This window comes from Neorhizobium sp. SOG26 (genome assembly GCF_003491345.1).
Taxonomy (GTDB): domain Bacteria; phylum Pseudomonadota; class Alphaproteobacteria; order Rhizobiales; family Rhizobiaceae; genus Neorhizobium; species Neorhizobium turbinariae.
In genome coordinates, this window is record NZ_CP025513.1 from 237788 (window position 1) to 250880 (window position 13093).

The following is a 13093-nucleotide window of genomic DNA, read 5'->3' on the forward strand; positions in this document are numbered from 1 at the left end:
GGACGGGCCTTTCTACGTTAACCAGTCGGAAGGAAGGCTGACAATCAGTTCTTTACGGTGTCTTCCAAGAAGAAGCGGCCGAGAGGATTCTGGTGGAAGTTCTCGATGTTCTTTCGGGTGACGTTGATGAAGGGGCTGTAGTAAAGGTCGATCCAGTGGACGTCATCCTTGGACATCTTCTGGATGTCGACGTACATCTGCTCGCGTTTTGCCGGATCCATTTCAAGACGGGCAGCAGCAACAAGTTCCTTGACCTTCTCGTTGTTGTAACGGGTCATGTAGTTCATGTTGGTGTCATGGCCTACGACGAAGGTCGTTTTCTGGTCGGGGTCGAGAATGTCATTCGTCCAGTACATGACCGACAGGTCATAATCACCGGCGACGAGCGTATCCCAGGTCTGGCTGGGATCCATCTTCTGCAGGTTGACCGTGATTCCAGCCGCCTGCAACTGCTGCTGGAGAAGGACCGCGATCTGTTCGTCAACCTCGTTGCCGGCGTTCACGATGTAGTTGAGCGTAAGGCCACTGACGCCTGCAGCGGCCAGAAGCTCCTTTGCCTTCTCAGGGTCATGAGGCCGCTGAAGGTTGTCAGCATAGTGATAAAGAGCGCCTTTTGGTACGAAGGAATAGGCTACTTCTCCGAAACCAAAGGTGACGGTGTCAACGATCGCCTTCTTGTTGATCGCATAGTCGATCGCCTCACGGACTTCCTTCTTCGCCAGATCGCCATGCTCGTGGTTGATGAGCAGGTGGTCTTCGCGTGTGGAGGTGTTGAGATGGACGGTCAGGTTTGCGTCCTTCTGAAGTTCCGCAACGCGCGAGAACGGCACGAAGATCGCAGCGTCCAGCTGACCCGCCTGCACGTTCAACATGCGGGTATTGTCGTCGGGTACAGAGATCCATTCGACGCCATCGAGGGAGACGCGTTCTGCCTCCCAGAAATTCGGGTTCTTCTCGAGGATGACACGGTCACCGCGGCGCCATTCCTTCACAATGAAGGCACCGGAGGCTACAGGCATCTCAGCGTAGGCGTCCTCACCCACCGATTCCATCCCCGCCTTCGAGATGATCGAGGCGCCAGGCATGGCGAGCGTGGACAGGAACGGGGCCGAGGGACCAGTGAGCGTGATCACGAGGGTCTTGGGGTCCGTCGCTTCAGCCGTCTTGATCACGCTGTAGGAGTCGCTCCAGAGCGAACCTTCGTTGTCGCGGATACGCAGCAGGCTGAACGCAGCATCTTCAGCTGTGATCGCGCTGCCATCCGAGAACTTGGCCTCGCGCATCTTGAAGGTATAGGTCAGACCGTCGTCCGAGATTGTCCAGCTCTCCGCGAGGCCAGGCTGCAGCTTGGTGCCGGTCTTGTCGACGCGCACGAGGACATCATAGACGTTCGAGAACACCCAGAAATCGATGTTCTGCGCAGTCTTGATCGGATCGAATGTGGAGGAGTCTTCGCGACGGCCGATCGTAAGGACGCCAGCCGCCTCGGCGAGCCCCGCCCCGACGGAAAGCGACGTCATGACGGTCACGAGGCCGATTTTCATCCATTTTTTCAACATCTGATATTCCCCTTCGTTGATCTTGTCTGTGGTCAGGCGGCAGTCGGCGCCGCAATCTTTGGCGCCAGGAGCTTTTTGTCCGGATCGATATCCGGCACGGCATGGATAAGGGCCGCCGTGTAAGCCTTTTGCGGGCGAGCGAAGACGTCGGCTGATCGCCCCTCCTCCACGACTTCACCGTGATACATGACCACAACCCGCTCACAGAGGTTGCGAACGATCGCCAGATCGTGCGCGATGAAGAGCAGCGTTAGGTTCATCCGTTCCTTCAGTTCGGCAAAGAGATCGACGATCTGCTTCTGGATGGTCACATCGAGCGCGGCGACGCACTCGTCGGCTATGATTAGGCGCGGGTTGACCGCAAGTGCCCTCGCAATGCCGACGCGCTGGCACTGCCCGCCGCTCATGCTCCGCGGACGGCGGTCCGCAAATTCCCGCCCGAGATGCACGAGATCAAGCAATTCGTTGATGCGGCCCGGTATATCAGCCGACGGCGTCCCGTGGAATCGAAGCACCTCGCCCAGCGTTTCGCCGACTGTCATGCGTGGATTGAGCGCATTGAGCGGATCCTGGAACACCATCGCGGTCTCGCGGCGGAGTTTGGCAACTGCCTGTCTCGGCTGCTGCGCCAGATCAACACCGTCGAAGGTCACGTGGCCCGAGGAAAGCGGCGTCAGGCCCAGTATGGCACGCGCGAGTGTACTCTTGCCGCTGCCCGACTCCCCAACAATACCGATGGTGTTCCCTGGCATGACCTGCAGGCTTACACCCTTGACGGCATGAACGACCTTGCTGCCGCCGTTGAAGAAGGAGCCGCCGACATCAAACCGCACGTGGAGATCATCGATCTCAAGCAAGGGTTTCGTCTTGTGGCAGTTGGTCATCTCCTCGGCGGCAGGCGTGGTCATCTCTTCAGCCGGCAATGATGGGTGGCTGCCAATCAGCATCTGTGTGTAATCATGCTTCGGAGCAGCGAGGATCTGCCGCTTCTCGCCCTGCTCCACCAATCGACCGTGGCGCATGACCGCAATCCGGTCGCAGGTTTGCGCGACGATGCCAAGATCGTGTGTAATCATAATGACCGACAGGCCAAGCCTCTCCCGGAGATCAAGAATGAGTTCCAGGATCTGGGCCTGGATCGTCACGTCAAGTGCGGTCGTCGGTTCGTCGGCGATCAGGATCTTCGGCCGGCACGACAAAGCAGCTGCGATCATTGCCCGCTGTCGCATTCCACCAGAAAATTCATGCGGATAGTTGTTGAACTGGCGTTTCGGATCGGGAAAACCGACCTGTGCCAGCATCGCGATGGCCGCTTCGCGCGCCTCACTGGCCGTCGCTCCTTGATGGAAACGGATGCCTTCTGCGATCTGTTGACCGATTTTCATGACCGGATCGAGGTGACTGCTCGGGTTCTGGAAGATCATGCCGATCTCGCGCCCCCGAACGGCGAGCATTTCGGCTGAACTCGCCTTCACCAGATCGCGACCCGAAAGTTCGACCGAGCCCTCGTCGATTGACAGCTTGGTCGACGGCAAGAGGCCCATGACCGCGCGGCAGAGCAAACTCTTGCCCGAGCCGCTTTCTCCCACCAGTCCAAGGATTTCACCCTCGGCCAGATCAACGGAAACATGATCGATCAGGGTTCGCGGCGAGACGTCGTCATGGAAGTTCACGACGAGGTCGCGGATCGACAGAAGCGGAGCAGTCATTCGTGGACCCCCAGCATGTCGCCCAGCGCATCGCCGAGCAGGCTGAATGCGAACGCGAGAAAGACGATGGAAAGGCCGGGGAAGAGCGGGATCCACCACCCGGTGGTGATGAAGGGCTGGCCCTCGGCGACCATGATGCCCCATTCCGCAGTCGGCGGTTGAACGCCGAGACCGAGATAGCTGATCGCCGCACCGTTCAGCAGCACGAGCACGGCATCCGACATCACGAATACCAAAGAACCAGCGACTGCGTTCGGCAGGAGGTGACGGAACATGATGCGCGTCCGGCTGAAGCCGAGACTGACGGCGGCAACCGCGTAGTCGCTGTTCTTCAGCACCAGTATCTGTGCCCGCACGAGGCGGGCATAGGATACCCAGCCGACGAGCGCCATGGCGATATAGAAGCTGGTGAGACCCGGACCGAGGATGGCGATGATGGACAGCATCAGCACAAGGAACGGGAAGGCAAGGATGACGTCGATGATGCGCATGAACACCGCATCCACGAAGCCACCAAAGAACCCGGCAATCGTCCCAAGCAGCGTTCCGATCACGAACGGAAAGATCACCCCGATAAAGGCAATCTGGAGGTCGATCCGCGCACCCCAGATGACCCGCGAGAGGATATCGCGACCAAAGTTATCCGTCCCGAACGGGTGGCTGAGCGAAGGCGGCTGCAGGCGTACCTCCGCTGTCTGCATCACCGGATCATACGGAGCAATAAGAGGCGCAGCCAATGCGACGACAATGAAGAACGCCAGGAGGCCAAGGCCGAGCGCCAGCGTCAGATGACGGCCGAGCCAACGGCTGAAACCGATCGAAAGAGGAAGACGTGCGGTCGACACACTCATAGCTTGACCCTCGGATCGACCGTGACGGTGACGACATCGGCGAGGAAATTAACAAGGACCGTCGCGCAGGCGAAGACCATGGCGACGCCCTGCACGACCATGTAGTCGCGCGAGAAGATTGCCCGAACCAGCAACTGGCCCATTCCCGGCAATGCGAATACGGTTTCGATCACCACGCTGCCGCCGATCAGCCAGCCAATATTCACGGCGAGCAGGTTGATCGTCGGAACAAGCGAATTCGGCAGAACGTGCCGCCAGAATACAATGCGTTCCGGCATGCCCCTCGCCCGCGCAGCAGTTGCGATGTCGGACCTCAGAGACTGGATCATTGCCGCACGAAGGCTTCGCGTGATCACCGCAGAAAGCGACAATGCAATCGTCAAGCTCGGCAAAGCCAGGTGCCAGAGCTTGTCAACAAAGGTGTCGCCGTATCCGGAAACCGGGAAGAGATCGAGCTGCACGCTGAAGAAGATGATCAGCATCAAGGCAAGCCAGAATGGCGGGAAACCGATCCCCATGGTGGAAATCACACGGACGGCATGATCCGGCAACCGACCCTGGCGCCGTGCCGCTATGGCAGACATTGGAAGTGCGATGAGGATCGATAGAACGACGCTCGTGAGCACCAGCATCAGCGTCGGCTCGATGCGCGTGGCGATCAGGCGGAGCACGTCGATCTTGTACAGGATGGATTTACCCATTTCACCGCGCGCCAGGTTCTCGATGAAGTACACGTATTGAAGCCAGATCGGCTCATCCAGACCGTATTGCTCGCGAATCCGCGCCAGCGCAGTCGGCGTTGCGCGCGTGCCCAGAAGGACACGTGCCGGATCACCCGGGATGAGACGTACGAGCACGAACGTGATGATGCTGATCCCGAACAGGACGGGCAGCAGTTGCAGCGGTCGGTAAAGAACGAATCGATATCGATGCATGGGCTCAACCGTCACCCTTGATGCGAAGGGCGCAAACGCGAGTTGATGTCATCAAGAAGCCTTGTGCCTGGAGAGGAAGTCCGTGAGCACACCATAGTATGCTTCGGGGTTCTCGTAGAACGGCATGTGGCTAGAATTGCGTAGCACACACAACTCGGAATTGGGCAGGGCGTCCCTCATGCGCATGGCACAGGCCGGCGTGAGTTCATCGTGCTCCCCGACCGTGATCAGCACCGGAAGGTCAAGTCCCGGCAGGTCCGGAATCCGGTTCCAGTCCTTGAGATTGCCGGTATAGAGAAACTCGTTAGGTCCCTGCATCGTCACGTAGGGTCCCATGTTCCAGTCATCGAGCGAACGGCGGACCGGAGCCGGCCACTCGGGCAGGCGGCAGACGTGCCGATAGTTCAGGATCGTGATCGCCGCGAGATATTCCGGGTGGTCGAGCGTGCCCTGCGCCTCGTGCTTCTGCATCATGCAGACCGTTTCCGACCCGAGCGCATTTCGCAGCCGACCCAGTTCGGAGACCAGATGCGGCATGTCCCCCACGGTATCTTCAAGGATCAGCGTCTTCAGATTGTCCTTGTACTTCAAGGCATAGTCGATCGCGAGCCAGCCACCCCATGAATGGCCGAGCATGTGGACTTTGCCGAGATTGAGCGTCCGGCGGATCGTTTCGGTTTCCTCGACATATCTCTCGATCTTCCACAAAGATTTGTCGGTTGGCCGATCGGAGGCACCGGTACCGAGTTGATCGAACGCAACGACGCGGTAGCCCTCGTCGATAAGGCAGGAATGCGCCTCCCGCAGGTAGTCACAGGGAAGCCCAGGTCCACCGTTCAGGCAGAAGACAGTCTCGTCACCGGATCCGAAAACATAAGTGACGACTTTGTAGCCGTCGACCTCTACCTCAACCCGATCGTGGGGAGCGATTTCACGCCACATGCTAACCCTGCCCTTCGATTTATCTTGACCAAATTTTGAGCAAGTCTAATTTTATCGCAGCGCACCATGAGCGCCAGCTATCAGAAGTGATAGGGGGTGGGGGAGCGCTCTAGTGGAGTTGGGGAATGCTTGAAATCAGTATCATCAGCGATCGCCTGTCGCGCAGGGAAACCTTGGACGATCGGATCGATGAGGCCTTCAGCGCGATGCGCTCAATGGGTTTCGAAGCCCTGATCTATGACTACACGCCAACCCCTTGCCGCCCCGATGGCAAGGTAGAGATCCCCACGCTGCTCAAGCTTCGGAATGTCGCCGACGACATGTACGACTACTGGTGCAATCGCGAATATTTCCGCATCGATCCGGTGCAGCGGTTGGCCGTGCGAACCTCGGTGCCATTCTTCTGGAACTACGACCCGGACGTGGAAACGCGCATCAGCCGATTTCTCACCGATGAAACAAAGCCGGTCTGCGATTTCCTACGCGAACACGACATGCTGGCGGGCGTCACTGTGCCAATCCATATGCCACGTGGCGACTACGCCACCATTACTGGCGTTCACTATGGCAGGCGGACCGAATTCTGTCGTGAAGCAACGCGCCTGCTGGCGGACTTCAGCTTACTCGCCCAAATATTTCATGAGGCTGCCTACGAACTCTTCGATGAAAAGGTGCTGAATATCGCTGGCATACGCCTGACCGAGCGCGAACGGGAATGCCTGGCGCATTCTGCCCGCGGCCTCTCGGCAAAGGAAATTTCGCGTATCATCGACCGCTCGGTTCCGACGGTCGTCATGCACCTCAAGTCGGCAACGCGCAAGCTCGGCGCCAAGAACCGGACCCAGGCTGTCGTCCGCGCCACGCAGTACCGCCTTCTGGAGGCATTTCCTCCCTATAAGTTGTGATAGCTGCCACCGGGCAAGTTGGCTCGCTATGGTCTGCTTTCCACAACTGACCAGGAGAACAAGCGTGACCGAGATACCCTCGCGTGAAGGATACGTGGAGTTTGGCGACTATCGCACATGGTATCGCGTCACTGGCGAGATTACCCCGGAGCGGCTTCCGTTGGTGGTCGCCCATGGCGGCCCCGGCTGCACGCACGACTATGTCGATTCATTCAAGGATATCGCTGCTCTCGATGGCCGCGCAGTCATTCACTACGACCAGCTCGGCAATGGGAATTCTACCCGCCTGCCGGAAAAGGGACAGGACTTCTGGACGGTGCAGCTCTTTCTTGATGAGCTCGACCGCTTGTTGAGGCACCTGGGGATCCAGGACCGTTACGCCTTCCTCGGTCAGTCTTGGGGCGGGATGCTCGGTTCCGAACATGCCGTGCAACGGCCTGCCGGGTTGAAGGCGTTCATCATCGCAAATTCTCCTGCCAATATGAGAACCTGGGTGGCGGAGGCCAACCGCCTCAGGCAAGAACTCCCGGCAGAGATCCAGGCGACACTGCTTCGCCACGAGGAAGCCGGCACCCTGACCGACCCCGAATACATCGCCGCATCGAAGGCTTTCTATGATCGCCATGTTTGTCGCGTCGTACCGTGGCCCGAGGAAGTCGCACGCACTTTCGCAATCATGGACGAAGACAACACTGTCTATCGCAACATGAATGGTCCGACGGAGTTCCACGTCATCGGCACACTGAAGGACTGGACCATCGAAGACCGCCTGCACTCCATTGTCGCACCGACGCTCTTGATCTCAGGTCGCTACGATGAAGCGACCCCTCTCGTGGTCGAGCCATACGTCGAGAACGTGCCGGGTTGCCGCTGGGTGGTCTTCGAGAACTCTAGTCACATGCCGCATGTCGAGGAAAAGGACCTGTGCCTCAAGACAGTTTCCGACTTCCTCCGCGAGCTTGATCAAAGCTAGGTTTTCTTTTCGCCGGGACGCCGGATCAGATGGCCTGAGGAAGCGCACTCAAGAAACTCGTCAGGCGCTCCCTTCCCAGTTGTGCGACCTTAGCTTTAAGGAGGTGAACCCTCTGATCTGATGGAAGGGAGTTCCGACCAGTCCCGCTTCAAGACCGGCAGGTTATCAATGACATCCGGAATCGCGTCCAGCGGCGTCGCCTTGGCGAAGAACCATCCCTGCAAGTAGTCGCACCCGAACGCCGCTAGGCACTGCGCTTGTTCGAGCGTCTCTACGCCCTCGGCGACCACCTTTTTGCCGGTGGAATGGGCTATGTCGATGATGCCGCGGACAATCGCCGCATCAGCTTGGCTCGCCATCATGTTCGCGACAAAGCTCTGGTCAATCTTGATCTTATCAACGGGCATCGTGCGCAAGTGTGTCAGCGAGGCAAACCCTGTACCGAAATCGTCGAGCGCGATCTCCACGCCGCTCTCGTGGAGCGTTTGTAGGAGTTGGTCCACATGCTGATAGTCGCGACCAAGGAAAACGCCTTCGGTGACTTCGATGCAGAAGCGGTTAGGAGCGATGCCATAGATGGCCGAGAGCTCGAAAAAGCGCTCGACGAACGCACACGAGCGAAAATCGGCATTGGTGACATTGATCGCGATCCGGCTGATCGGCAGGTTCTGCTCGATAAGCCATTTCATATCCTTGAAGGCATGTTCAACGACGAAGAGGCCGAGCGCCGCCAGAAGGCCGGGATCGCTCATGTCTGCAAGGAACGAAGCCGGAGAAATAAGACCAAGCTCAGGGTGCTGCCAGCGGATGAGGCCCTCCAGCGATATTGCAGGCGCCGAATTGAGGGAGACTATGGGCTGATAATCAAGACGAAACTGGCCGTCATCGAGGCCAGCTTCAACCGCTTGGCGCAACTCGCTTTTGCGCTCGACAGCTTCCCGCAATGCGGGCTCGAAGCGTTTGATCTGGTCCCGGCCGAGCGACTTTGCACGGTAAAGCGCAAGATCAGCCGCCTTGAACAGCGCGTCGGGGGTATGACCATCATCGGGATAGGAGGCAATACCGATGCTGGCCGAGCAGCTACGCCAGGATGAGGAAAGCTGAAAGGGCACGCGAAGGTCTGCCAGCACCTCATCCGCGATGGCCATCGCTTCCGATTTGCACATACCTGAGAGGATGATACCAAATTCGTCGCCACCAAGCCGCGCAACGAAGACATCCGCGCATGAACGCGCCATCAGACGCTGGCCCGCGTCCTTCAAGAGCACGTCGCCAATATCGTGGCCGAACGTGTCGTTGATCTCCTTGAACGTGTCGATATCGAGGAGCGCAAGGTGCACTGACCCACAATCACCCGCTGATGTGAGCAGTTCCTCCAGTCGCTCCTGGAAACAACGCCGGTTTGGTATGCCGGTCAGCGCGTCAGTCAGCACAATGCTGCGCAGCTTCGCTTTTGCCTCATGACGTGCGGTGATGTCGAAGCGGATCGAGGTGTAGCTGTCGACCTTGCCGCTTTCATTGACATGCGGCACGATGGTCGTGTCGACCCAATATTTGCTCCCATCCTTACGACGGTTGCAAATCTCCCCGTGCCAGACACGGCCATTGGCGATCTCGCGATACATGGCGCGAAAGAAACCGGCGTCATGCGTGCCGGAATGCAACATACGATGATTTTGGCCGAGTAGTTCATCGCGCGAGTAGCCGCTGATCTCGCAGAATTTCTTGTTGACGAAGGTGATCGTCCCACGCACGTCTGTCATGGCAACAATCGCTGCGCTGTCGAGCGCGTAGCGAATGAAGTCCATCTCTGTCGCGTAGGACGCGGAAACGTTGTCGGGCTCGCCTGCGAAGGCGAGGTTGCTGTTGTGGTGTCGGTACAATTCAACTGCTCCAGGAGCTGGGAAGCGCTGGGCCGCCCAAAATTGCTGCAGGGCAGCAAACTCGCTGTAACTAGCTCCCGAACCTTAACCGTTCACTGCCGGGCATACGCGCTTTTGAGGCAATGTCATGAAAACCCAATGGATGCTTTGTTGGGAGCTCACAACGACGACCGACAAGCACCTCTAGTCCTGCAGGGCAAGGCCACGGCAAACGTCACGCGAACGAACGATGCCCCCTAAGCCTCCCCATATGCCGAACATAGGCTAGGTTTCAGCCCGGCCGAAGAGTGAAAGGACAGAGGTGACGCTAGCGGAGTGGTTCTCAGGACGCCAGGCAAGCGCAATCCTGAGTTCGAGATGCTCAGTTTTATCGGCCATGGTCTTGTAGACAACATCGGGATGAGAGGTGCTGCGAACCTGGGCAGGCAGCAAGGCGATCCCCATGCCGGCAGCGACCAGACTTACCATGCCCGCCATCTGTCAAGCTTCAAGGGTGGTCTTGGGGCTAAAGCCCGCTTCGTCGCAGGCCATCAGGAACTTCGCGTGAAGACCTGGAATCTTGTCGGCCGGGAACTTCATGAATGTTTCCCCGGCAAGGTCGCGCAGGCGGATCGACCGCGCGCGGGCGAGACGATGGTGCCGTGGCAGGCCTAGCTGTCCGGCCTGACAGACGACCGGTTAGAGGAAATCATCAAGGGGCTGGAGTTGACGCGACACACCGCCAATACGCTAACGAGCGCCGAAGCGCTGCGTGAGGAATTGAAGCGTATCCGGGAGCAGGGATTTGCGTTTGATGACGAGGAGAACGAGCCGGATATCCGCTGTCTCGGCAGCCCGATCTTCAACCGCCAGTGGGAGCCAGTCGGAGCGATAAGCGTCAGCATGCCTGTGTACCGGCACGACGCGCGACGTCACGAACTCTGCGCCCGACTGGTACGTGAAACGGCAACACGCATCACAGCCGAACTATCGAGAATCCCATAGGCCATCTCAGCATCGTTGCGGCAGGACGTCTGGACACTTCCTTGAAAGCAATTTGAGAGACGACCGTTTGGAGATGGCCCCGTTTCGATTCCAGCCTATGCTTGCTTCCTGTCGCGAGTTGGCGCGGAGCCTGACCAAGCCGAGCCAGGAAGTCGATATAGCGTTCGTTGGAGTGCCCCCGTTTCGCCGGACATGTCGGCTAGTTTGATTTAGCTCTGATGAACTGCCGTGGGGAAGCCATCTTGAGCGCGGGTGGGGATGGATCTCGTTGTAGTCCTCGATCCATCCGTCGATGAACCGGAGCGCTGTTTTGGCGTCCGGTAGAGCTGATATGCGGATATAATCCCGCTTCAGGGTTTTGACGAAAGCGTCGGACATTCCGTTGGACTGCGGATGGCCACCGGCGTGAAACAAGGTGTCAGATTGAACGCTTGGGCAAACGGCCTCGTATCTCTCGCGGTGTAAGCAGAACCATTGTCCGAGAGATGCTCGACGGCATGTGGGGCTTTGGTTGCGCTGAAGCGTTTCTCGACCGCCTCCAGCATCATGTCGCGCACGTCGGAGCCGGAGATGCCCGCATTGGCGACAGCCGTCCAGGCAATGATCTCGCGGTCGAAGGCATCGATGATGAAGGCGAGACGGATGACCTCGCCGTTCCAGCAGGTGAACTCCAGACCGTCCGAACACCAGCGCAGGTTGGAGCGGGATACGCCCAGCGTGTCAGCGACGGTTTTCATCGGAACCGTCCTTCGGAAGCAAGAGCGGCTGCGATATCCGTTTTTTTAAGTCCGCTTTGGAGAGGGCTTTACGGAGGATTTCGACCTCCATCGTCTTGCGGCCGAGCATGCGCTCCAGCTCGCGGACACGATCCTCCAGCTTCTTCACTTCCGAATTGCCGACAACCGGCTCGTTAGAATCCACGGCTGCAGCACCTCCCTCGTTCAAGAGCCTGCGCCACCGGTAAAGCAGATTGGGCGCAACGCCATGGCGCGGCGAGCGACCGAAGACACCGTCTCGCCTGGTTCGAAACTCTGCTCGATAATTGTCAGCTTCTGCTCCGTTGTCCACGGCCTCCGGCGAACATCGCCCGTCAGCAATTCAACGTGTCGGTGCTCATTAGACATAAGCTTGTCCTCAAGCCTGTGCTTGAGCCTTTGTGCTTATGCCGACTGTCCGATCGAAATGGGGGGCAGTTCAAACAGATTGACGTCAAACCGAGGATATTCAAAGGGAAGCAGGTCACCCGGCGCGAACCGGGTGGTCCCATAGCTTATTCTCCATTCAATCTTCCCCGTTCGTTCTGGGCAGCGCGCCTATCCCTAACGGACAGAGGTCGCTCCCGGAGATTTCCCGCTGACACATCGCGATCCTCCGCCGCCGCAACAGTCCGTCACAGCGCCCGCGATACGGTCAGTTCATCGGGAACATATCATTCAGCTTGTAAGCGACCTCTGTACGATTGGTAGCCTTAAGCTTCTTCATAATGTTCCGGATGTGAACTTTCACCGTGCTTTCCCTTAGCTTCAGCTCATAGGCGATGATCTTGTTCGCCTTGCCCCTGCGGAGCGCTTCAACCACCGCTTCCTGACGCGCGGTGAACATACCCGAGAGGTTCCGCGCTTCGGCAGATGAAGAGGTTGCCAGCAGGTGGCGCATAGCAAGCACGCTGCTGGCAGGAACGAATACACCGCCGGCCACGGCAAGCTCGATGGCGCCCACGCATACGGAAACACCGACACACGACGGTATGAAGCCCCTCACTCCATACTCGAGCATCTTCACGATCTGCGCCAGGTCTTCATTGTCGGAAAGCACGATCACCGGAGACGACTTGAACTCATTCCGCAGCTTCGTGATCTCATTTGCGAAGCCGGCATCTTCTGCCTTCCGGTTTCCGATATTGAAGAGCACGGCCTGCACCGGCGGGAACTGAACCTGCTCCCGCCTCCACTCTTCGACGGAACCGACAGCAGAGACTTCCATGCAGAGACCACGATCGCCGAGCGCTTTCGCGAGGCACTCCCGATCCAGCGCCCTTTGGTCTATCAGAACAAGCGAACCTTCGAAGCGTTGCTTCCGCTCCCCACGGGCCTCTCTCTCAGAAGCCTTTGCCAATTCGCTCACGAAACGAAAACTGTCCACCGCCACGGGCGTGCGGCCAGCACCATCTACAGTCAGACTCATATTACCCCCTACCCCGAAGCTTGATCACCTGCCCCAGGAATTATGATGATGAGTATCAAACAGCCTGCAGAGTTTTCTTGTTTCCACCTTGGCAGCGTACTACCAAGTGCAACTTTCGTCTATAAGCATATAAGAAAATTACGACAGTATGTGAAAGCCTACTGGGCA

Annotated in this window: 10 protein-coding genes and 2 pseudogenes; 3 read left to right on the forward strand and 9 right to left on the reverse strand. The window is 58.2% G+C overall.

All coding sequences use genetic code 11. The features are described from left to right. Positions 1-44 precede the first annotated feature (44 nt). Genes CYG48_RS17735 through CYG48_RS17755 form a run of 5 tightly spaced genes read right to left on the reverse strand, consistent with a single transcriptional unit; the run spans position 45 to position 5996 of the window. Complete coding sequence (locus CYG48_RS17735) at positions 45-1559, reverse strand: ABC transporter substrate-binding protein (RefSeq protein WP_118851911.1); 1515 nt, start codon at positions 1557-1559, stop codon at positions 45-47. 32 nt (positions 1560-1591) lie between these two features. After that, complete coding sequence (locus tag CYG48_RS17740) at positions 1592-3268, reverse strand: dipeptide ABC transporter ATP-binding protein (protein WP_118851912.1); 1677 nt, start codon at positions 3266-3268, stop codon at positions 1592-1594. Next, positions 3265-4119: an ABC transporter permease gene (locus CYG48_RS17745; protein WP_118851913.1), complete on the reverse strand. Its 855-nt coding sequence runs from the start codon at positions 4117-4119 to the stop codon at positions 3265-3267. The genes CYG48_RS17740 and CYG48_RS17745 overlap by 4 nt, the downstream gene beginning before the upstream one ends. After that, positions 4116-5054 (reverse strand): ABC transporter permease, encoded by a 939-nt coding sequence (locus tag CYG48_RS17750; protein ID WP_118851914.1) that lies wholly within the window; start codon positions 5052-5054, stop codon positions 4116-4118. Before CYG48_RS17750 ends, CYG48_RS17745 begins: the two co-directional genes overlap by 4 nt. A 51-nt stretch (positions 5055-5105) precedes the next feature. Further along, positions 5106-5996: a proline iminopeptidase-family hydrolase gene (locus tag CYG48_RS17755; protein WP_118851915.1), complete on the reverse strand. Its 891-nt coding sequence runs from the start codon at positions 5994-5996 to the stop codon at positions 5106-5108. A 125-nt stretch (positions 5997-6121) separates the two neighbouring features. Here CYG48_RS17755 and CYG48_RS17760 point away from each other — a divergent pair, with 125 nt between their 5' ends. Then, on the forward strand, positions 6122-6901 hold the full coding sequence (locus CYG48_RS17760; RefSeq protein ID WP_118851916.1) for a helix-turn-helix transcriptional regulator: 780 nt from the start codon (positions 6122-6124) through the stop codon (positions 6899-6901). 28 nt (positions 6902-6929) lie between these two features. Then, entirely contained in the window at positions 6930-7874 is a 945-nt protein-coding gene (locus tag CYG48_RS17765) for a proline iminopeptidase-family hydrolase (protein ID WP_445304361.1), read from the forward strand. Positions 7875-7969: 95 nt separating this feature from the next. Here the strand turns inward: CYG48_RS17765 and CYG48_RS17770 are convergent, their stop codons facing one another. Together CYG48_RS17770 and CYG48_RS22925 are read right to left on the reverse strand one after the other, a co-directional pair. Continuing rightward, on the reverse strand, positions 7970-9757 hold the full coding sequence (locus tag CYG48_RS17770) for a putative bifunctional diguanylate cyclase/phosphodiesterase (RefSeq protein WP_245450583.1): 1788 nt from the start codon (positions 9755-9757) through the stop codon (positions 7970-7972). A gap of 264 nt (positions 9758-10021) precedes the next feature. After that, positions 10022-10405: pseudogene (locus tag CYG48_RS22925) on the reverse strand (LysR family substrate-binding domain-containing protein). 15 nt (positions 10406-10420) lie between these two features. On the opposite strand from CYG48_RS22925, the gene CYG48_RS17785 reads away from it, so the two are divergent. Continuing rightward, a complete protein-coding gene (locus CYG48_RS17785; protein ID WP_256371660.1) occupies positions 10421-10741 on the forward strand; it encodes an IclR family transcriptional regulator in 321 nt (106 codons plus the stop codon). Positions 10742-10940: 199 nt separating this feature from the next. Here CYG48_RS17785 and CYG48_RS17790 read toward each other — a convergent pair. Beyond that, a pseudogene (locus CYG48_RS17790) lies at positions 10941-11865 on the reverse strand (IS3 family transposase). A 286-nt stretch (positions 11866-12151) separates the two neighbouring features. Continuing rightward, entirely contained in the window at positions 12152-12925 is a 774-nt protein-coding gene (locus CYG48_RS17795) for a response regulator transcription factor (RefSeq protein WP_118851921.1), read from the reverse strand. Positions 12926-13093 lie beyond the last annotated feature (168 nt).

Coding starts and splice junctions, on each gene's coding strand:
- CYG48_RS17735 (WP_118851911.1), bottom strand. CDS start 1,559: ATGTTGAAAAAATGGATGAAAATCGGCCTCGTGACCGTCATGACGTCG.
- CYG48_RS17740 (WP_118851912.1), bottom strand. CDS start 3,268: ATGACTGCTCCGCTTCTGTCGATCCGCGACCTCGTCGTGAACTTCCAT.
- CYG48_RS17745 (WP_118851913.1), bottom strand. CDS start 4,119: ATGAGTGTGTCGACCGCACGTCTTCCTCTTTCGATCGGTTTCAGCCGT.
- CYG48_RS17750 (WP_118851914.1), bottom strand. CDS start 5,054: ATGCATCGATATCGATTCGTTCTTTACCGACCGCTGCAACTGCTGCCC.
- CYG48_RS17755 (WP_118851915.1), bottom strand. CDS start 5,996: ATGTGGCGTGAAATCGCTCCCCACGATCGGGTTGAGGTAGAGGTCGAC.
- CYG48_RS17760 (WP_118851916.1), top strand. CDS start 6,122: ATGCTTGAAATCAGTATCATCAGCGATCGCCTGTCGCGCAGGGAAACC.
- CYG48_RS17765 (WP_445304361.1), top strand. CDS start 6,930: ATGGTCTGCTTTCCACAACTGACCAGGAGAACAAGCGTGACCGAGATA.
- CYG48_RS17795 (WP_118851921.1), bottom strand. CDS start 12,925: ATGAGTCTGACTGTAGATGGTGCTGGCCGCACGCCCGTGGCGGTGGAC.